The organism is Mycolicibacterium helvum, assembly GCF_010731895.1.
Lineage (GTDB): Bacteria > Actinomycetota > Actinomycetes > Mycobacteriales > Mycobacteriaceae > Mycobacterium > Mycobacterium helvum.
In genome coordinates, this window is record NZ_AP022596.1 from 4,759,346 (window position 1) to 4,778,074 (window position 18,729).

General features: G+C 67.8%; 17 protein-coding genes. 11 read left to right on the top strand and 6 right to left on the bottom strand.

Going from position 1 to position 18,729, the window contains the following annotated elements; translation table 11 throughout:
- Nucleotides 1-9 precede the first annotated feature (9 nt).
- Both G6N38_RS22330 and G6N38_RS22335 read right to left on the bottom strand, forming a co-directional pair.
- Nucleotides 10-495, bottom strand: coding sequence for a ferritin-like domain-containing protein (locus tag G6N38_RS22330; RefSeq protein ID WP_163750179.1), 486 nt, complete (start codon nt 493-495; stop codon nt 10-12).
- Nucleotides 492-1,016, bottom strand: a complete 525-nt coding sequence (locus G6N38_RS22335; protein WP_163750180.1) for a hypothetical protein — start codon at nt 1,014-1,016, stop codon at nt 492-494. Before G6N38_RS22335 ends, G6N38_RS22330 begins: the two co-directional genes overlap by 4 nt.
- A gap of 124 nt (nt 1,017-1,140) precedes the next feature.
- Between G6N38_RS22335 and rimP the strand changes: the two genes are divergently transcribed.
- From rimP to G6N38_RS22380, 9 genes are all read left to right on the top strand, one after another.
- Nucleotides 1,141-1,671, top strand: coding sequence for a ribosome maturation factor RimP (rimP, locus tag G6N38_RS22340; RefSeq protein ID WP_163750181.1), 531 nt, complete (start codon nt 1,141-1,143; stop codon nt 1,669-1,671).
- Nucleotides 1,668-2,681: a transcription termination factor NusA gene (gene nusA, locus G6N38_RS22345; RefSeq protein WP_163750182.1), complete on the top strand. Its 1,014-nt coding sequence runs from the start codon at nt 1,668-1,670 to the stop codon at nt 2,679-2,681. Before rimP ends, nusA begins: the two co-directional genes overlap by 4 nt.
- 375 nt (nt 2,682-3,056) lie before the next feature.
- On the top strand, nt 3,057-4,475 hold the full coding sequence (locus G6N38_RS22350; protein ID WP_246227374.1) for an FAD-dependent oxidoreductase: 1,419 nt from the start codon (nt 3,057-3,059) through the stop codon (nt 4,473-4,475).
- Nucleotides 4,476-4,546: 71 nt separating this feature from the next.
- Nucleotides 4,547-4,939 (top strand): YlxR family protein, encoded by a 393-nt coding sequence (locus G6N38_RS22355; RefSeq protein WP_163750184.1) that lies wholly within the window; start codon nt 4,547-4,549, stop codon nt 4,937-4,939.
- A gap of 81 nt (nt 4,940-5,020) precedes the next feature.
- Nucleotides 5,021-7,825 carry a translation initiation factor IF-2 gene (infB, locus tag G6N38_RS22360; protein WP_163750185.1) on the top strand — a complete coding sequence of 935 codons (2,805 nt, stop codon included), beginning with the start codon at nt 5,021-5,023 and terminating at the stop codon, nt 7,823-7,825.
- Between the two features lie 79 nt (nt 7,826-7,904).
- Nucleotides 7,905-8,435: a 30S ribosome-binding factor RbfA gene (gene rbfA, locus G6N38_RS22365; protein ID WP_163750186.1), complete on the top strand. Its 531-nt coding sequence runs from the start codon at nt 7,905-7,907 to the stop codon at nt 8,433-8,435.
- Nucleotides 8,410-9,408 (top strand): DHH family phosphoesterase, encoded by a 999-nt coding sequence (locus G6N38_RS22370; RefSeq protein WP_163750187.1) that lies wholly within the window; start codon nt 8,410-8,412, stop codon nt 9,406-9,408. Before rbfA ends, G6N38_RS22370 begins: the two co-directional genes overlap by 26 nt.
- A complete protein-coding gene (locus tag G6N38_RS22375) occupies nt 9,401-10,735 on the top strand; it encodes an MATE family efflux transporter (RefSeq protein ID WP_163750188.1) in 1,335 nt (444 codons plus the stop codon). The genes G6N38_RS22370 and G6N38_RS22375 overlap by 8 nt, the downstream gene beginning before the upstream one ends.
- 216 nt (nt 10,736-10,951) lie before the next feature.
- Complete coding sequence (locus G6N38_RS22380) at nt 10,952-13,201, top strand: Calx-beta domain-containing protein (protein ID WP_246227376.1); 2,250 nt, start codon at nt 10,952-10,954, stop codon at nt 13,199-13,201.
- A 7-nt stretch (nt 13,202-13,208) separates the two neighbouring features.
- Here G6N38_RS22380 and G6N38_RS22385 read toward each other — a convergent pair whose 3' ends face one another.
- The 3 genes from G6N38_RS22385 to G6N38_RS22395 all read right to left on the bottom strand — a co-directional run bounded on the left by G6N38_RS22385 (nt 13,209) and on the right by G6N38_RS22395 (nt 15,998).
- Nucleotides 13,209-13,967, bottom strand: a complete 759-nt coding sequence (locus G6N38_RS22385) for an enoyl-CoA hydratase (protein WP_163750189.1) — start codon at nt 13,965-13,967, stop codon at nt 13,209-13,211.
- Nucleotides 13,968-13,988: 21 nt separating this feature from the next.
- Nucleotides 13,989-15,314, bottom strand: a complete 1,326-nt coding sequence (locus G6N38_RS22390; RefSeq protein ID WP_163750190.1) for a hypothetical protein — start codon at nt 15,312-15,314, stop codon at nt 13,989-13,991.
- A 138-nt stretch (nt 15,315-15,452) separates the two neighbouring features.
- Complete coding sequence (locus G6N38_RS22395; RefSeq protein ID WP_163750191.1) at nt 15,453-15,998, bottom strand: TetR/AcrR family transcriptional regulator; 546 nt, start codon at nt 15,996-15,998, stop codon at nt 15,453-15,455.
- A 153-nt stretch (nt 15,999-16,151) separates the two neighbouring features.
- Here G6N38_RS22395 and G6N38_RS22400 point away from each other — a divergent pair, with 153 nt between their 5' ends.
- On the top strand, nt 16,152-16,418 hold the full coding sequence (locus G6N38_RS22400; RefSeq protein ID WP_163752267.1) for a DUF2277 family protein: 267 nt from the start codon (nt 16,152-16,154) through the stop codon (nt 16,416-16,418).
- A complete protein-coding gene (locus G6N38_RS22405; RefSeq protein WP_163750192.1) occupies nt 16,415-16,963 on the top strand; it encodes a DUF1802 family protein in 549 nt (182 codons plus the stop codon). Before G6N38_RS22400 ends, G6N38_RS22405 begins: the two co-directional genes overlap by 4 nt.
- Here G6N38_RS22405 and G6N38_RS22410 read toward each other — a convergent pair.
- A complete protein-coding gene (locus tag G6N38_RS22410; RefSeq protein ID WP_246227377.1) occupies nt 16,874-18,604 on the bottom strand; it encodes a CocE/NonD family hydrolase in 1,731 nt (576 codons plus the stop codon). The genes G6N38_RS22405 and G6N38_RS22410 overlap by 90 nt on opposite strands.
- Between the last annotated feature and the right edge of the window lie 125 nt (nt 18,605-18,729).

Consider the following 18,729-nt stretch of genomic DNA (forward strand, 5'->3'; position numbering starts at 1 on the left):
AAATCGCAGTTACTCGGTGCCGCCGGGGAACGCCACCGTCACCGGCCGGATCCCCTGGACCTGCTTCCAGCGTGCCGCGGCGATCGCCGCGTCGGTCAGCGCTGTGACCGCGAATGTGCGGTCCTGTTCGGAGTTCGCCTGCTCGAGTGCCGCGCGCCAGGCCGCCGCGCAGTCGTCCTCCATCCGCACGGCGAGGTTGGCCGCGTCGTTGGGGTTGTTGACCGGTATCGGCAGCTGATAGCCCGCGGCCGGCAGGGGTGCTTTGACCGAACGGCCGGTCAGTAGCGCGATCGCCGCCTCACGTCGCTCGCGGTGCTCGGCCATCGCCGCCGACACCAGGTCGTTCTCATCGGGGGAGCTGTGTGCCGACACGATGCCGTAGCCGTAGATCGCGGCGTGCTCGGCGGCCACGGCGTCGAAGAGCGCCGCCGCGGCGGCATCCGACGGCCGGTCGGGATCCGGCGTGGTCGACGGTGTCGGCTGTGGTGAGGTCATTGACCGGCCTTCCCTGAGGGCAGCGCCACGGTGTAGGCGGTGGCGCAGGACGCTGCGATCGAGCCGAGCAGCCCCGCGCGATATCCGGACAAGGCGGGGGCCAGTTTGGTGGCGCTGTCGGCCGAGCCGCGCAACGCGGCGACGACATCGGCCACCGTGGGTGGCGGCGCCGCGGTGGCCGACGTGGTGGTGGGCGCCGCGGTGGTGGTGCTGGGTTTGCCGGCGAGCCGGGCGATCTCGTCGGCCAGCGCGGTGGCGTGTCGCCCGCGTTCGGCGGCTACCTCGGTCAACGCTGGCGCCAGAGCAGGCGGGGCGGTCTTCGCCGCGGCCGCGGCCAGTTCGCTGTCGTGACGGGCCAGCTCGGCTTGTTGTTCCAGCGGATCAGGTTCGGGCGGCGGATTCGTCCCGCATGCGGTGCTCGCCGCACCGAGCAGCGCGAACAACGCCAGCCCACGGCTCGCGTCGACGAGGACCCGTCGCCGGGTGATGCCGCCGAATGGGCTGGGATCTGGGCTCAGCACGCCAACATCCTGCCATTGCGGCGGCCTGCGCTGGCGTATCGTTGATGCCTGGCTCTCTTCGACCCTCGTGTAGAGAGCCCTGCATCCGACGCAGATCAGAACAACTCAAGATGAGGAGCTCGCCGTGGCTGGCCGTTCTACGGGGCTACCAACCCAGAAGCAGGTGATCGAGCTACTCGGTGGTGAGTTCGCGCGCGCCGGATATGAAATCGAAGACGTTGTGATCGACGTTCGCCCCCAGCCGCCGCGCATCACGGTCATCGCCGACGGTGACAAGCCACTGGACTTGGACGCTGTCGCCGAGCTGTCCCGGTCGGCGTCGGCCCTGCTGGACGCCCTGGACAGCGACGATGCCTACGTCTTGGAGGTCACCTCGCCGGGGGTGGAGCGGCCACTGACCGCCGAGAAGCACTTTCGCCGCTCACACGGCCGCAAAGTCGACGTCGAACTCGCCGATGGGACCACTGTCCCCGGCAGGCTGGGCACGGTATCCGACGGTGCCGTCGATCTGGTGGTGCGTGATCGCGGTGATTGGACGGTACGCCGGATCCCGCTTGTCGAGATCGTCAAAGCCGTTGTCCAGGTTGAATTTTCATCACCAAATGTGCGCGAGCTGGAGCTAGCTGGGGCAGCAGGAAAGGAGGCCGGAGCATGAACATCGACATGACCGCCCTGCATGCGATCGAGATCGATCGCGGTATTTCGGTTGACGAGCTGCTCGACACCGTCAAGTCAGCTCTTCTGACCGCCTATCGGCATACCGAGGGCCATCAGCCCGATGCGCGCATCGAGATCGACCGCAAGACCGGTGTTGTCCAGGTGATGGCCCGGGAGACCGATGCCGACGGCAACCTGATCAGCGAATGGGACGACACCCCAGAGGATTTCGGCAGGGTCGCGGCCACGACGGCCCGCCAGGTCATGTCCCAGCGGCTCCGCGATGCCGAGAACGAGCGCAGCTTCGGCGAGTTCTCCGCTCATGAGGGCGATATCCAGGCCGGCGTGATCCAGCGGGATGCTCGCGCCAACGCCCGTGGACTGGTTGTGGTGCGGCTGGGCAGTGAGGCCAAGGGCGCCGACGGCGTCATCCCGGCCGCCGAGCAGGTACCCGGGGAAAGCTACGAGCACGGCGATCGGCTGCGCTGCTACGTCGTCGGGGTCAGTCGCGGCGCGCGCGAGCCGCTGATCACGTTGTCGCGCACCCACCCCAACCTCGTCCGCAAGTTGTTCTCCCTTGAGGTGCCCGAGATCGCCGACGGGTCGGTGGAGATTGTGGCGGTGGCCCGGGAGGCGGGACACCGGTCCAAGATCGCCGTCGCGTCGCGGGTGCCCGGCCTCAATGCCAAGGGGGCCTGCATCGGACCGATGGGGCAGCGGGTGCGCAACGTGATGAGCGAGTTGTCCGGCGAGAAGATCGACATCATCGATTTCGATGAGGACCCGGGCCGCTTCGTCGCCAACGCTCTCTCGCCGGCCAAGGTGGTGTCGGTCTCGGTCATCGATGCGGCCACGCGCGCCGCGCGAGTGGTGGTGCCCGATTTCCAGCTATCGCTGGCGATTGGCAAGGAGGGCCAAAACGCTCGGCTGGCCGCCCGACTGACCGGCTGGCGCATCGACATTCGCAGCGATGCGGCGGCCCCGGAAGGTGCTGAGCCCGAAGCGTAGAACAGCTGCGGCGACGGCGGAATGGTTTATCTACGGGCTCATTCAGCAAAATTTCCCGCGGCCACACTAAGAATCATGAAATGCGCAAATTTCGCCTCAATCTAATGGGAGCGAACTTTGTCGCACTCTTTGAAGGGGACATCGTTATTCGCTCCACGTCACAGTGAAGGTCCATACTTTGCTGGCGAAACTCACTGGAACAGTGCGGCCGAATCGACACGAGCCATCCGGACTCGCTTCGTTCTTCGGCATCCGGATAAAGTTTCCTGCGTTTCAATACAATGTCGGCACTGTAGTGTCTTGCCGATGGGGGGTATGTCTTGACGGTTCTTATCCGCTCTGCGGCAAACACTTTCGCGCACAGAACGGGCGTCGGTGGTTTCGTCTAGCCCCGGCGACGATATTCCCCTTTCTGTCGATGTTCTGATTATCGGAGCCGGTCCCACAGGTCTCACAGCGGCAGATTCCCTTGTCACATCCGGCGTGTCGGTTGCCGTCGTGGAGCACACCGGACGGGTGGGCGGGCTGGCGCGCTCGGCGAACGTGGCCGGCAACGACATCGACCTCGGCGGTCACCGCCTGCTGTCGGCGACGCCCAATCAGCGCCGGGCGTGGCTCGACTTCGCACGTCGGCTCGGGAGTATCCCGATGTCCGATATCGGCCGGCGCAGCGGCATCCTGCGCGACGGTTACGTCGTCGCCTATCCCTTCGACACACAGCAGTTCCGTGAGTCGGTTCCCTGGCCTGTGCGCGCTCGCGGAGCCGCGTCGCTGGCCGCCTGGAAGTTGAGGGCGCCGACCGGTCGTGAGGATCACAACCTCGACGAGTGGGTGAAGAACCGGTACGGCCCGTTTCTCGCCGAGACGTTCATGGCACCCCATGCGCGGAAAGTCTTCGGAGTTGACCCCAGGGACATCCCGGCGGGGTGGGCGGCACAGCGGATACTGTCGCCCCGCGTCGGTTCGGTACTGGCTACCGCGATCCCCAAGCCGGGTCGCTCGCCGCGGCCGGCTGACGTGGTCGATCGCTTCTTCTACCCGCGGGGCGGGGTGGGAGTGTTGTGGTCGGGTCTGGCCGAATTGCTTGGCGATCAAGTGAAGTGGCTCTTCGATTCTCGGGTGACCGCGATAGCTCGATCGGTCGGTGGCCGCTTTTCGGTCACTGTGTCGGGTGCTGGCGGGGACGTTGCCGTGTCGTGCAACCGGATCATCTCCACCGGCCGTCCTGAAAACCTCGCCGTAAGCCTGGGCCTCGATGACCTCGGCGACGCCATTGCGCAGAAATCGGGGCGGCGAGATCTCATCGTCGGCGTGGTGCACGTCCGTGACTGCCCGGCCAGCTGGCGCGGCTATCAGTGGCTGTACACCCACGACGCCGGCATCCGGGCGCACCGGTTCAACAACTACGGCGAGTGGCAGAGCCTGCACTGCCCGTTGGGTGTCATCGGGTTGGAGTACACCGTGCCGACCGGGCAATCGTTCGACGTCGCCGCGACGGCATTGAAGGACATGTCGATCCTGCTTCCGGGTGGCGCGGTCGACTTTCTCGGGTCCGACGTGGCCACCGACGCGTACGCGAATTTCGACGCTTCGGCCGACCAACTCGACCTGCTTGACACGGCGCTGCGCGGATTCGGTGAGGGAATCGTCAGCACCGGACGGCAGGGGGCCGGGATCTACATCAACCTGGATCAGGCGAGGCGGCTGGGCGTGCAGGTCGCAACGATGTCGGCCCAGCACTCCGGTGTCGTCGGACGCGACAAATACTCGCCGTATCAGGAGAAAGCGGGCTGATCACCCGGGTCGGCCGACCCGGAACCCAGCCGGGATTGGGCCAGCCAAGGGTGGTTCTTAGCTGTGGCGCGATGACGGTAGACTATCCCGTGATCCAGCGCGAGACTCCTGCTCCCGAGAGACCGCATCGCCGTACCGAAGGACCGGTGCGGACATGTGTCGGGTGCCGGAAGCGAGAGTTGGCCGTCGATCTCCTCCGAGTGGTGGCGGTGCGGCACGGGAACGGTGAATGCTCCGTAACCGTTGACCAAGCCGGTAACCTCCCGGGTCGGGGTGCGTGGCTGCATCCCACTGAGCGGTGCCTTGAGGCAGCGATTCGGCGGCGAGCTTTCGGGCGAGCGTTGCGCATCACCGGTTCACCGGACACCTCCGCGGTGGTCGAGGAGGTCAGAGCCCAACAGGCACTGACCCGCTCGACCAGCCCGGCAAGAGAACAGGCAGCGAAGAACATGAGCACACCGTGAAGTCCCGACGATGACCATGCGTCAAAGCTAAACCCGAGGCGCGGCCTACCACCGCTGTCGCCTCTCTGAGTAGGAGATGTAGTGGCAGCACCAGGTAAGGCCCGCGTACACGAGTTAGCCAAGGAACTCGGTGTCAGTAGTAAAGAAGTTCTCGCCCGGCTGAGCGATCAGGGCGAATTCGTTAAATCCGCGTCGTCGACGGTGGAAGCCCCGGTTGCGCGCCGCTTGCGCGAATCATTCGGCGGCGGCAAGCCCGACAAAGCCCCAGCTAAACCCGCACCGGCCAGTGCCGCCGGAAACGGAGCGCCCAAGCCGGCGCCCGTGTCCGACGGCGCTGTTGCGACCGCGCCCCCGGCGCCCGCGGCCCCCAAGCCGGCGGCCCCCGCTCCGGCGGCGCCTCCGCCGCCCCCGCCAGCGCCGGCGGCCCCGCCTGCTCCTGCGGCCTCCGCGGCAGCACCGGCCCCGGCACCGGCCCCGGCCCCTGCCGGTCCCTCGCCGACGCCGGGTCCCCGTCCGGGACCCGCCGCGCCCAAGCCTGGTATGCCCCGCCCGCCGCGCGTCGGCAACAATCCGTTCTCCTCGGCCCAGCCGGTCGAGCGCCCGGCGCCACGGCCCCAGGGCCCGCGGCCCGGCCCCGGCGGCCCCGGCGGTCCCGGTGGCCCACGCCCCGGCCCGGGTGGCCCGCGTCCCGGCGGTGCCACTCCCGGCAACATGCCGCCGCGTCCGCCCGGCGCGCGTCCCGGTGCGCCCGGTCGTCCAGGTGCTCCGCGTCCCGGCGGCGGGCCTCGGCCCGGTGGCGGCCCCGGTGGCGGTGGTCGTCCCGGTGGTGGTGGCGGTGGTAACTACCGCCCCGGCGGCGCCGGTGGCGCCGGTGGTGCCGGTGGAGCTGCCGCTGGAGGTTTCCGTGGTCGCCCCGGTGGTGGCGGTCCCGGTGGTGGCGGCGGTGGCCGTCCCGGTCAGCGCGGTGGCGCGGCCGGTGCGTTCGGCCGTCCTGGCGGTGCCCCGCGTCGTGGCCGCAAGTCGAAGCGCGCAAAACGCGCCGAGTACGAGAGCATGCAGGCGCCGGTCGTCGGCGGGGTTCGGTTGCCGCACGGCAACGGCGAGACCATCCGGCTGGCCCGAGGTGCGTCGCTGTCCGATTTCGCCGAGAAGATCGACGCCAACCCGGCCGCACTGGTCCAGGCGCTGTTCAACCTCGGCGAGATGGTGACCGCGACTCAATCGGTGGGTGACGAGACGCTCGAGCTGCTGGGCAGCGAGATGAACTACGTCGTGCAGGTCGTGTCGCCGGAGGACGAGGACCGCGAGCTGCTGCAGTCGTTCGACCTCACCTATGGCGAGGACGAGGGCGGCGAGGAGGATCTCGAGTTCCGTCCACCGGTGGTCACCGTCATGGGTCACGTCGACCACGGCAAGACCCGACTGCTGGACACGATCCGCAACGCCACGGTCCGCGAGGGCGAGGCCGGCGGCATCACCCAGCACATCGGTGCCTACCAGGTCACCGTCGAGCATGACGGCGTCGAGCGCCTCATCACCTTCATCGACACCCCCGGTCACGAGGCGTTCACCGCCATGCGTGCCCGTGGTGCGAAGGCCACCGATATCGCGATCCTGGTGGTCGCCGCCGACGACGGTGTGATGCCGCAGACGGTGGAGGCGATCAACCACGCACAGGCGGCCGATGTGCCGATCGTGGTGGCGGTCAACAAGATCGACAAGGAGGGCGCCGACCCGGCCAAGATCCGGGCGCAGCTCACCGAGTACAACCTGGTGGCCGAGGAATACGGCGGCGACACCATGTTCGTCGACATCTCGGCCAAGAACGGCACCAACATCCAGGCGCTCGAAGAGGCGGTGCTGTTGACCGCCGACGCCTCGCTGGATCTGCGGGCCAACCCCGATATGGAAGCCCAGGGTGTGGCCATCGAAGCGCACCTGGACCGCGGTCGCGGTCCGGTGGCGACCGTGCTCATCCAGCGCGGCACGCTGCGGGTCGGCGACTCGATCGTGGCCGGCGACGCCTATGGACGTGTGCGCCGCATGGTCGACGAGCACGGCGAGGACATCCACGAGGCACTGCCTTCGCGGCCTGTCCAGGTCATCGGCTTCACGTCGGTGCCCGGCGCTGGTGACAACCTGCTCGTCGTCGACGAGGACCGCATCGCCCGGCAGATCGCCGACCGCCGCAGTGCGCGCAAGCGCAATGCGCTGGCCGCACGCAGTCGTAAGCGCATCAGCCTCGACGATCTGGATGCTGCGCTGAAGGAGACGTCGCAGCTGAACCTGATCCTCAAGGGCGACAACTCCGGCACCGTGGAGGCGCTGGAAGAGGCCCTGCTGGGTATCGAGATCGGCGACGAGGTCGAACTGCGCGTCATCGACCGTGGCGTCGGTGGTGTCACCGAGACCAACGTCAACCTGGCGTCGGCGTCGAATGCCATCATCATCGGCTTCAACGTGCGCTCCGAGGGCAAGGCCACCGAGCTGGCCAACCGTGAGGGCGTGGACATCCGGTACTACTCGGTGATCTACCAGGCCATCGATGAGATCCAGAGCGCGCTCAAGGGCATGCTCAAGCCGGTCTACGAGGAGAAGGAACTCGGCCGTGCCGAGATCCGGGCGATCTTCCGGTCGTCGAAGGTCGGCAACATCGCCGGCTGCCTCGTCACCTCCGGTCTCATGCGCCGCAACGCGAAGGCGCGTCTGCTCCGCGACAACATCGTCGTCGCGGAGACGGTCACGATCTCGTCGCTCAAGCGGGAGAAGGACGATGCCACCGAGGTGCGCGAGGGTTACGAATGCGGTCTGACGCTGACGTACTCCGACATCAAGGAAGGCGATGTCATCGAGACGTACGAGCTTGTTGAAAAAGAACGCGTCTGATGAGCGCAGCGAAGAAGACCGACAGGCGGAGTTGATGAGCGGAGCGAAGAAGACCGATGGCGGAGCGGGGCGGCCGTAAATGGTTGATGTAGGTAGGGCTCGCAGGCTCTCCAAGCGCATCGCCACGATCGTCGCGTCGGCGATCGAGTTCGAGATCAAGGATCCGCCGTTGGCGTTCGTGACGGTCACCGACACCAAGGTGACCGGTGACCTTCACGACGCCACCGTGTACTACACGGTGCGCGGCAACACCCTCGACGACGAGCCGGACTATGCGGGTGCGGCCGCGGCGCTTGAACGCGCCAAAGGCACGCTGCGCTCCAAGGTCGGTGCTGGCACCGGTGTGCGGTTCACGCCGACGTTGGCGTTCGTTCTGGACAAGGTGCCCGACACCGCCCAGAAGATGGAGGAGCTGCTCGCCAAAGCTCGCGCCGCCGACGCCGATGTGGCGCGGATTCGGGCCGGTGCCACTCCTGCGGGAGACGCGCAGCCGTACCGTGTGGTAGGAGAAGAGGGGGCCGGTGGGCACGAGCGCAGCGACCCGGGAAATGATGGAGCCTTAGCGCAGGACGACCAGGACACCGGTGACCGCGATCGATTCGACGACTGAGATCACCCGCCTCGGCAGGCGGGTGGATGCGGTCGGCGCCGTCGAGGTCCTGAGTGGCGCCGGTTCGGTCAGCGTGATCTGCCACGTCCACCCCGACGCCGACAGCATCGGTGCCGGTCTGGCCCTGGCGCTGATCTTCGAGCGCGACGGCATCGACGTTCAGGTCAGTTTCGCCACACCGTCGAACCTGCCGGAGTCGTTGCACATGCTGCCGGGCGGCCACCTGCTGGTCGCGCCGGCGGAGATGCGCCGCGACGCCGATCTGGTGGTCACTGTCGACGCGCCGAGTATCAACCGCCTGGGTGCGCTGGCCGAACTGACCCCGCCAGGGCGTGAGGTCTTGGTCATCGACCACCACAAGTCGAACACTCTGTTCGGCAGCGTGAATCTTGTTGATGCGCGGGCGGATTCGACGACCATGGTGGTCGCCGAACTGCTGGACGCGTGGGAGAAGACGATTGACCGTGACGTCGCCACCTGCCTGTATGCCGGGTTGACGATTGACACCGGGTCGTTCCGGTGGGCGTCGTCGCGGGCACTGCGGCTGGCGGCGCGGCTGGTGGACCTGGGTGTGGACAACGCCGCGATCAGTCGGGAGCTGTTCGACACCCATCCGTTCGTCTGGCTGCCGCTGCTCGCCCGAGTGTTGTCCAGCGCTCAGCTGGTGCCCGAGGCGGCCGATGGGCGCGGGCTGGTCTATGCGGTGGTGGCTCACGAGGACTGGATGACGAACCGGTCCGAAGAGGTCGAGAGCATCGTCGACATCGTGCGCACCACCCATGAGGCCGAGGTCGCGGCGGTCTTCAAGGAGATCGAGCCGCAGCACTGGTCGGTGTCGATGCGGGCCAAGAGCTACGACCTGGCCAAGGTCGCCAGCGGATTCGGCGGCGGCGGGCACACGCTGGCCGCCGGGTATTCCGCAGCCGGACCGATCGACGACGTCGTGAAGCAGCTGTCCGCCGCCCTTGACTGATTCGGTCGACGAAGCTGTCACCGGCCGGCGCATCGCGGCGCTGGCCTTTCCTGCCCTGGGTGTGCTGGCCGCCGAGCCGATCTACCTGTTGTTCGACCTCGCGATCGTCGGGCGCCTCGGTGCGCTGAGCCTGGCGGGCCTGGCGATCGGCGGGTTGATTCTGTCGGTGGTCAGCGCGCAACTCACGTTCCTGTCCTACGGCACGACGGCGCGATCGGCGCGCTTCTACGGCGCGGGCAATCGGGTCGCGGCGATCGGCGAAGGGGTGCAGGCCACCTGGCTGGCGCTGGGAATGGGCGCGGTGATCGTGACTGCCGTGCAGGTATGCGCTGTCCCACTGGTATCGGCGATTGCGGGAAGCAAATCCGGCGGCGGGGACATCGCCGCCACCTCGATGCCGTGGGTGCGCATCGCGATCTTCGGGGTGCCGGCGATCCTGATCTCGGCGGCCGGCAACGGCTGGATGCGCGGTGTGCAGGACACCATGCGGCCGCTTCGCTATGTGCTGGTGGGGTTCGGGGTCTCGGCGGTGCTGTGTCCGCTGCTGGTGTACGGCTGGCTGGGCCTGCCCCGGTTGGAGCTGGCCGGCTCGGCGATCGCCAACCTGGTGGGCCAGTGGCTGGCCGCTGTGCTGTTTTGTCGCGCACTGCTGGTCGAGAAGGTACCGCTGCGCCCGGACACCTCGGTGCTACGGGCGCAGGTGGTGATGGGTCGCGATCTGATGGTGCGGACCCTGGCGTTTCAGGCTTGCTTCGTCTCGGCGGCCGCGGTCGCCGCGCGCTTCGGTGCGGCCGCGCTGGCCGCGCATCAGGTGGTGCTGCAGTTGTGGAATTTCCTTGCCCTGGTGCTGGATTCGCTTGCGATCGCCGCGCAGTCGCTGGTCGGTGCTGCGCTCGGCGCGGGCCGGACCGCCCATGCGAAGTCGGTGGCGTGGCGGGTGACGGTGTTCTCGACGATCGCTGCCGGGGTGCTGGCGTTCGTGTTCGCGGTCGGTGCGTCGGTGCTGCCGTCGTGGTTCACCGACGATCGTTCGGTTCTCGCCGCGATCGGGGTGCCGTGGTGGTTCATGGTGGCGCAGTTGCCGATCGCCGGCATCGTGTTCGCCCTGGACGGTGTGCTGCTGGGCGCGGGTGACGCCGCGTTCATGCGCACTGCGACGTTGGCCAGCGCGCTGATCGGCTTCCTGCCGCTGATTTGGTTATCGCTGGTGTTCGGCTGGGGCCTGCTCGGTATCTGGTCGGGCCTGAGCACGTTCATGGTGCTGCGGCTGGTCTTTGTTGGTTGGCGGGCATTCTCGGGCCGCTGGCTGGTGCCGGGTACTGCCTAGCGGCGGCCGATGGCCGCCCAGCCGAAGTCGTTGGTGCGCACGTCGACGTCGACACATCCGGCGCGGTGAGCCGGTCCGCGAGCCCGGCCGGGTCGACGGGGTTGTATGTGACGTCCTGTGCGACACAAACTGAAATTTAGCTGAGTAGCTTCCCCGCGCCCCGACCATGCGCTAATACTGAACGTTGCTGACCGAGCGTCCAGGTACGGGGGAGTCGTGATTTCAACAGCATTTGGGCTACGTGTCGGCTCGGCTGCGTTTGCGATGGGCATGGGTTTGGCGGCCATCGCCAGCCCCGGTATCGCGGTAGCTGACACCCCCGACGGCGGCTCGGCGTCGCAGCCGTCGAAGCCGTCGAAGTCGTCGGTGGGCGTCTCGCGCCGGGCGGCGCAGGACCCGTCCGGCGGCAAGGCCGACGTACCCAGGAAGTCCACCCGTACGCCATCGCCGGCTCGGCCCGCTTCGGTGAGCCGCCCCGGCACGCAGGTTTCCGCCACTGCCGACTCCCGGCCCGTCACAGCACCGGATTCGGGTAAGCCGGTCAGCTCCGACGCGAAGAGTGCGGCGGCAGAATCGGCTGCCGCGGAACAGGTGTCGGGCACATCCGAGCGGGCAGTCGGGTCGGTGCCAAAGGCGCTGGCAGCCCCGGCCCGCCTGACCGCGACTGCCGCGCTCAGCCCGGCCGACATCGTCTCGGGCTTCTTCTCGCTGTTCGGGATCAAGGGCCTGCCGCCGTCACCGGTGCAACTGCTGACCGGCATGCTGGCGCTGATCCGGCGTGAGATCGAGTCCTTCCTGCGTCCGCCGACGGCCGTTCCCAGCGTCTCGATCACCGACACCAGCCTGGTCGAGGGCAACAGTGGGGCCAACGATGCCGCGTTCACCGTGACCCTGTCCAAGTCGAGCACCAAGCCGGTGACGGTGAGCTACACGACAGCGGACGGATCGGCGACGGCCGGCCAGGATTACCGGGCCAGCGCGGGCACGGTGACATTCGCCCCCGGTTCGGTGTCGCAGGTGATCACCATCAACGTCCTCGGTGACGCCACCGTCGAGCTGGACGAAACCTTCACCGTTGTGCTGTCCAATCCCAGCGGCGCCACCATCGGCCGGGCCACCGCCACGGGCACGATCACCAACGATGACGCCACCGCCACAACGCCCGGCGGAACCGCGCAGTGGGGCAAGAGTTTCTTCGCGCCCTACATCGATATGGGCGCATACCCCGTACCGAACCTGCTGGCGCTGTCCAAGACCTACGGCACCTCGCTGGTGACGCTGGGCTTTATGCAGGCGGACGCCAACGGCAACCTGGCCTGGGCAGGATTGGCTGCGCTGGAGCCGAATTCGACCAACGAACAGGCGATAGCGATCAACTCCTCGATCGCCACCTTCAAGGCGGCCGGCGGCGACGTGATGATCTCGTTCGGCGGTGCGGCCGGCACCAGTATCGCGCAGTACTACGCCGGAAACGGCCGCAGCGCCCAGGAATTGGCCGACGCCTACGCTGCCGTCGTCGATACCTACGGCGTCACCCACCTCGATTTCGATATCGAGGGCGCCGCGGTGGCCGACCCAGCATCGGTCACCCTCAATGCCCAAGCCCTCGCGCTGCTGCAGAAGGCCAAGCCCGAGGTGCAGATCTGGTACACGCTGCCGGTGTTACCCACCGGGCTCACCGCCGACGGTCTCAACGTTGTGGATTCGGCCCTGGCGGCCGGGGTGAATCTTGCCGGCGTCAACGTGATGGCGATGGACTACGGCGAATCCGCCGCGCCTACCAGCGGACCGAACGCGAAGACGATGGGCGCCTACGCGATCGAGGCCGCCGAATCGACCTACACCCAGGTCTCGGCGCTGTACACCGCACGCTCAAAGACGTTCAGCTGGAGCCAGATCGGCGTGACCCCGATGCTCGGCGTCAACGACGTGCTCACCGAGGTGTTCACCGTCGCCGACGCGCAGGCGCTGGAGGACTTCGCCCGTACCAAGGGTATCGGCATGCTGTCGATGTGGCAGGTCCTTCGCGACACTCCGGGCACGCTGGGGCAGTCCACGACCGGCGCATCGGGGTTGAGTGATCCGGTTGGCTCCTTCAGTAATGTCTTCAACGACTACGGCACGATCAACGTCGTCGACTACACCAACGCCGGCGGAAGCGGCGGTGCTGGTGGAACTCCGGTGACCGGTGGCACGACCACCACCATCGGCTGGGCCTGGGGCGCCAACCCGGTGCTGACCTTCGATCCCGCCAAAGACACCCTGGACTTCGTCTGGATGCAGGCGGCCGAGTTCGACGTATCGGACACGTCCGGCTCGACCGTGATCAGCATCGTCGGCAACAACAGCAGCTACACCTTGGCGGGGGTGACGCTTCGTCAGCTGCAGATCGGCAACATCATCGCCAAGGACGCCGGCACACTGGCGAAGTGGAAGAGTCTCATCGACAGCGCGAAAGCTGTCTGAGGCGAGGCTAGTTCACCTGAGTGCGGCCGCGCTCGATCACCGAGGCGCGGCTGGCGGCGATATCGTCCCCAGAGGTCTGCGCCATCCAGGCGCGGGCCGACATCGCTTCGATCCACAGCCCGGAATCGGTCTGGTCGGAGTCAATGCGGTGGTAGGAGGCCAGCAGCGCGCGCACGGCCTTCTGGTTGTTCCCGACGATCGAGGCGGCCACCGCCCGGGCGGCCGGCAGCAGCTCGTCGTGCGCGACGACCTGGGTGACCAGGCCGGCCCGCAGGGCCTCGTCGGCGGACAGGTAGTCACCGGTCAGGCTCATCCGCCGGGCCATGCCGACGCCGACCTTCTGCGGCAGCCGCACGCTCAGGCCCCAGGTCGGCAGCAGCCCGACCCGGGCGTGGGTATCGGCGAAGCGGGCGTGTTCGGAGGCGATGAGGATGTCGCAGTACAGCGCCAACTCCAGCCCGCCGGTGACCGCGGCGCCGTTGATCGCCCCGATGACGGGCTTGGTCATCGGCGGCCACTTCGGTGAGATATCGGGAAGTTCGGTGGTGTCGCCGAGCTCCTTGAGGTCAAGCCCCGCGCAGAACACCGGGTCGGCACCGGTGACGATGATGACGTCAACGTTCTCGTCGGCGTCGGCCTCGCGCAGCGCACTGAAGAATCGGCTGCGCAGCGCGCTCGACAGCGCGTTGCGGGCGCCGGGCCGATTCAGCGTCACCGTGCGGACGCGGTCGGTGGTGTCGATGAGGAGAATGTCGTCGCCGGTCATAGGGACACCGTAACGGCACCGCTAACGGGTCGAGCGTGCCGTCCGGCTCGTCGAGCGGTGTGGCGCAGCCGGGGGCTGGGGCGGACCGTTGGGGCCGGCTGCCTGAGCGGATCCAGGCGGCGGCCCGAACGGATCCAGGCCGGCGGCCGGGCTGGGGACCATCCCCGGGGATCGAGCTGGCAACGGCAGGCGAACTGGGCTGACGGCGGGGGTGCTGCGTGTCGCGTTGCCCGTCGATACCGGTGTCAGGCGCTCGACAGTGGTGGCGGTACCGGTAGTCGGCACGCCGTCCGTGGCGCGGCTCTGGTCCAAAGTGGTTGTGGGAGAGGTGGAGAGCGGGAGAGGTGGAGCTGGGGTCCACTCGGTGTGCGTGGCCTCGGGCGTGGTGCAGTTATCGAGCGTGGACTGCAGGCGCGCCTGCAGTGTGGAGATGTTGTTGTGACCTGTCTGGAGTGCTGCCTGCCGAATCTGCGCTGCGGGGGCCGAACAATCACCGATCTTCACGACACCGCCGAACATGGGTACGCCACCGACCGCACTCGGGGTGTACCAGGCCAACCACATCGGGCTCGTTGCGACGGGCTTACTCGCCTCGATGACAGTGGACAATTCCTGCTCGGCCGCGGCGGGATCGGCGGGGACCAGGGCTTGCAGGGCGCTCACGCCGTCGTCAGCGATTCGCAGCCCGAACACATCGACACCGACGCTGTCGAGGAACTGCTCGACCGAGGTCTGGCTTTGGGCGCGCAGCGGGAAGGAGACGCTCATCCGTGGGGTTCGGGGCGAGGGCGACGCCGGTGACACGGACATGGTGAGCCCGGTGGCGCCGGCTGTTCGCCCTACAGCGTCGAGGAGAGCGGCTCCCGGCGTGTGGCTCTCGGTGACCGACAGTTGATTGGCGGCGCCGTCGTCACCGCGGAACCAGTCGATCCGGCCATCGGTGCCCTCGGCGATCACCCGGAGCCGTTCGGCGTCGTCGGCCATCTGCGCGGAGTCGAGGTGTGAGTTGCGCCTGATTGTCACGGGCTTGTCGGGCGTCACCCACAGCTCGACATTTTGGGTGTAGTTCGCGATCAGGCTGATCCGCACGTCGGCAATCCGGTCGGCGATCGCGATCAGCTCGGATCGCGTTGCGGTTGGCGCGTCGACCGCGACGTTGAAGGTGAAACCCTCGGCGTAGGTCTCGTCGTGGAAGACCCACGCGTCGGCGACCCCGGGCATTGACATCAGAGCGGTCTGAAGATCATTGGCCACCTGGGTCAGATTGGTAGGACCGCCGCAGCCCGGCACGACGGTGGCACCGATCAGCAGGGCCAGGGCCGAGCAGGTTCGTCCCAGTCGTTGCATTCGCAACCCGGACCTCCAACCTCTTGCCGCATGGATCCCAACACATGCGTGACCCGCCCACACGTGAGCCGCAATAAATCTACCCCCGCGACACATCCATCTGATGGCACCGTGCCGATTGGGAGGCTGGGATTGTGCTCAGAGCGGATCTAAACCCGTCTCGATGTCCAACCACGTGAGGTCGCACGCGGTCATGACCCATCGTCCGACGATCACCGCGACCAGAAGCTCGGCCCGCTGTTCGTCCTGCGCGCCTATCGCTTCCCCGCACAGGTGACGCAGATCGGCTGAGACACTGGTGATCCGGGGCGCGATTTCGGCGATCCGATGCGATTGCGCCAGTGAGGTACCCAATAACGCACACGCCAAGCGCGACTCGCCATGCGCAGGCGCGGTGAACCTCTCCAGTGGGTGCGCCGCTGTCGGGGTCATGACGGTGTCGTGGGCGCGATCCAGCGCCGCTCGAAAGAGCGGCGCCTTGCCAGGAAAGTAGTGGTGGACCGCGGGCCGGGTGATACCAACGAGATCCGCGACTTCCTGCAAGGTGGCGGCGTCGTACCCACGGTAGGCGAACACGCGCACTGCTGCGCAGATGATCATCTCGCGCCGTGCGTCGGTGTTCGAACCGCGCGGCCGGCCAGGAGTCCGTTTACTCGGTCGGGCCGGTGCGAGTCCCGCAGCCATTTCGCACCCTTCTCGTCCCGTCTTGTCACGCGAATTCGACGGCTTGGTGGCCAACGCTAGGCGGGGAACTTGTGAGTCAGATGGGTGCCGGATATCAATCCGATCAACGATCCCGCGGTGAACTCGGCCCCAACGGCGGGCATGCTGGAGCTCATGTGCCGAAACATCACCGAGTTGCGCGGCCTGGAACCGGCGGCCACCGCCGATGAGATCGCCGCAGCCGCCCGCCAGTACGTCCGCAAGGTCAGCGGGATCACCCGGCCCTCCGATGCCGTCGCCGAGGCGTTCGAGATCGCGGTCGCCGAGGTCGCGGCCACCACCGCACGCCTGTTGTCCGAGCTGCCCGCCCGGCGCCAGCCGCCGAAGACCATTCCGCCGCTGCGCCGGCCTGAGGTCATTGCCCGGCTTGGGGCGAATTGACCACCACGGCCCTCAAGGAGTGGAGCGCGGCGGTTCACGCCCTGCTCGACGGCCGGCAGACCGTACTGCTGCGCAAGGGCGGTATCCACGAGAAGCGGTTCGCCGTCGCTGCACAGGAGTTCCTGTTGTTCCCGACGGTCGCGCACAGCCACGCCGATCGGGTGCGTCCAGAGCATCGTGACCTGCTCGCCGTTTCCGCGGCCGACAGTGCAGAGGACCGCCTCGTGATCCGGGGTGCAGCGAAAGTCGTTGCCGCCGTGGCGGTATCGAACCCCGATGGGTTGTCTGGCATCGAAGATCTGCACATCTGGACCGCTGAGTCGGTGCGGGCCGACCGGCTGGACTTTCGGCCCCGCCACCTGCTCACCGTGCTGGTGGTGCAGGCCGCCCCGCTGGTCGCGCCGATCACGCTGACGCGCGATCCGCGGTACGGCGGCTGCACCAGTTGGGTGCAGTTACCGGCGACGGCCGAACTGGGGCAATCGGTGCACGACCCTGGAGCCTTGGCAGCGATCGCCGACCGGGTCAGCGCCGCCGTCGCGTGATGGCAGGCCGGTCGACGCCGGCAGGATCAGCGCGGACACCCCGCCGGCCCCGTGGTGCACGGTGTGCACCGCCGGAACCATCCGCTGCCCGGTGAGGACGGGCTCACCGGTACCGAGATTGCGGGCATACCGGGGATGCGATCCGCCGGCGATCAGCACCCGAACGTGGGTCCCGGCGCGGAAGCGGTGGGCGATGGCGTCGAGCTCGATGCGGATCGGGCCCTGCTCAGGCGCACTCAGCCGGCGGTAGCCGTCGCTGACATTGCGGGAGTGCCCGCGGGCATCTACCTCGCTGACGCGCACGAACAGGTCGACGTGGTCGATATCGGCCTCATGGGCCAGTTCGACGACCGGGTTGCCGAACACGTACAGGTCGGCGTCCAACGGGCCGCTGGTGAAGCTCAGCACGTCCGCGCGCCGGGCCAATGTGGAGTCGTCCTGGTAGCCGGCGTCTCGGGTCAACAGCCGGCCGCCCAGCGTCGGGGTCGGATCGGCGGGGTCGTAGCGAAAGGTGGACGGCGCGGCATTCGGCGGTGGCGCGGCCGCGGTCAGCCGGCCCGTCGGCTGCAGGTACAGCACGCCGTCGCCGGTGGCCGGTGGCCAATCCGGCAGATCGATCCAGCCGTGATGGGCGACGTAGACCCGCACCGGCCTGCGTCTGGCCTCGGTGGGAATGCCGGCCATGTGGGTGCCGAGCCAGTCCAGGGTCTGTGCGGCAGCGGTGCCGCCGGCCTTCTTGATCATGTCGCTGTGCGCCCACGGCCCGACTGTCAGCGCGACGTCGACACCACGGTCGCGCAGGTGGCGGTATTGCACGAGGGTTTGATCGAGGAACAGGTCTTGCCAGCCGCTGATCAGCAGCACCGGGACGTCGCAGCGGTCTAGTGCGGCCGTCATCCGCATGGTCTCCCAGAACGGGTCGTCGCCGCTCGGATGCTCGATCCACGACTCGTACCACGGTGAATGTGAGCCCAGCAGATCACGACCCGCCCGACCTAGCGGCAGCCCGAGCATGGCGCTTTCCAGTCGGCGCGCTGCGCGGTTCTGGAACGCCAGCCGCCGCGTTATCGCCTCGTCCCGGTGGGCTATCGAGTCCGACCAGCTCAGGAAGTCGTTCAGCGAGAACGAGCCGGTGCCCCACGACGAGGCGTGGAAGTCGTGCGGGCCGACGGTAACTACCGCGGCGGCCAGCTCGGGCGGCGGATCGGACAGCAAGGCCCACTGGGTGAAGCCCAGGTAGGACAGCCCGATGGTGGCGAACTTGCCGGTGAACCACGGCTGTTCGCGTAGCCACACCACCGTGTCGGCGGCATCGTCGGCCTCGTGGACCATCGGAACGAAGTCGCCGCCCGACCCGAATGTGCCGCGCACGCTCTGCAGCAGCACGTGATAGCCGCGCGCCGCGTAGAGCCGGGCGTAGATCAGTGAGAACGGGACGGAGCGGCCGTAGGGGCAGCGGACCAGGATGGTGCCGAGTGGGGCGTCGACGATGGGCGCGTAGTGGGTGGCGCGCAGGACGGCGCCGTCGCGCATCGGGATGCCCACGCCGCGGTGGACGGCGTAATCGGTGGTCGGTGCCGCTATCCGCAGGTAGCCCGAAAGAGTGCGGTCGATGAATCGCTGGGTCCGACGGTTGTGCACGCCACTCAGAACTTGTCGTACGGCGTGGTGGAGCGCAGCTGTACCGCGGCGGCCATGTCTGTCCCTCTCTGCGGTCAGCCCCGACCGCTGGCAGTCTAACCGGCCACACGCAAGTAGTCTGGCGT

Bases quoted from the DNA above. Each gene is read 5' to 3' on its own strand.
- nusA (WP_163750182.1), top strand. From the start codon at position 1,668: ATGAACATCGACATGACCGCCCTGCATGCGATCGAGATCGATCGCGGT.
- G6N38_RS22390 (WP_163750190.1), bottom strand. From the start codon at position 15,314: ATGCAACGACTGGGACGAACCTGCTCGGCCCTGGCCCTGCTGATCGGT.
- G6N38_RS22395 (WP_163750191.1), bottom strand. From the start codon at position 15,998: ATGGCTGCGGGACTCGCACCGGCCCGACCGAGTAAACGGACTCCTGGC.
- rbfA (WP_163750186.1), top strand. From the start codon at position 7,905: ATGGTTGATGTAGGTAGGGCTCGCAGGCTCTCCAAGCGCATCGCCACG.
- G6N38_RS22330 (WP_163750179.1), bottom strand. From the start codon at position 495: ATGACCTCACCACAGCCGACACCGTCGACCACGCCGGATCCCGACCGG.
- G6N38_RS22385 (WP_163750189.1), bottom strand. From the start codon at position 13,967: ATGACCGGCGACGACATTCTCCTCATCGACACCACCGACCGCGTCCGC.
- G6N38_RS22355 (WP_163750184.1), top strand. From the start codon at position 4,547: ATGACGGTAGACTATCCCGTGATCCAGCGCGAGACTCCTGCTCCCGAG.
- G6N38_RS22400 (WP_163752267.1), top strand. From the start codon at position 16,152: ATGTGCCGAAACATCACCGAGTTGCGCGGCCTGGAACCGGCGGCCACC.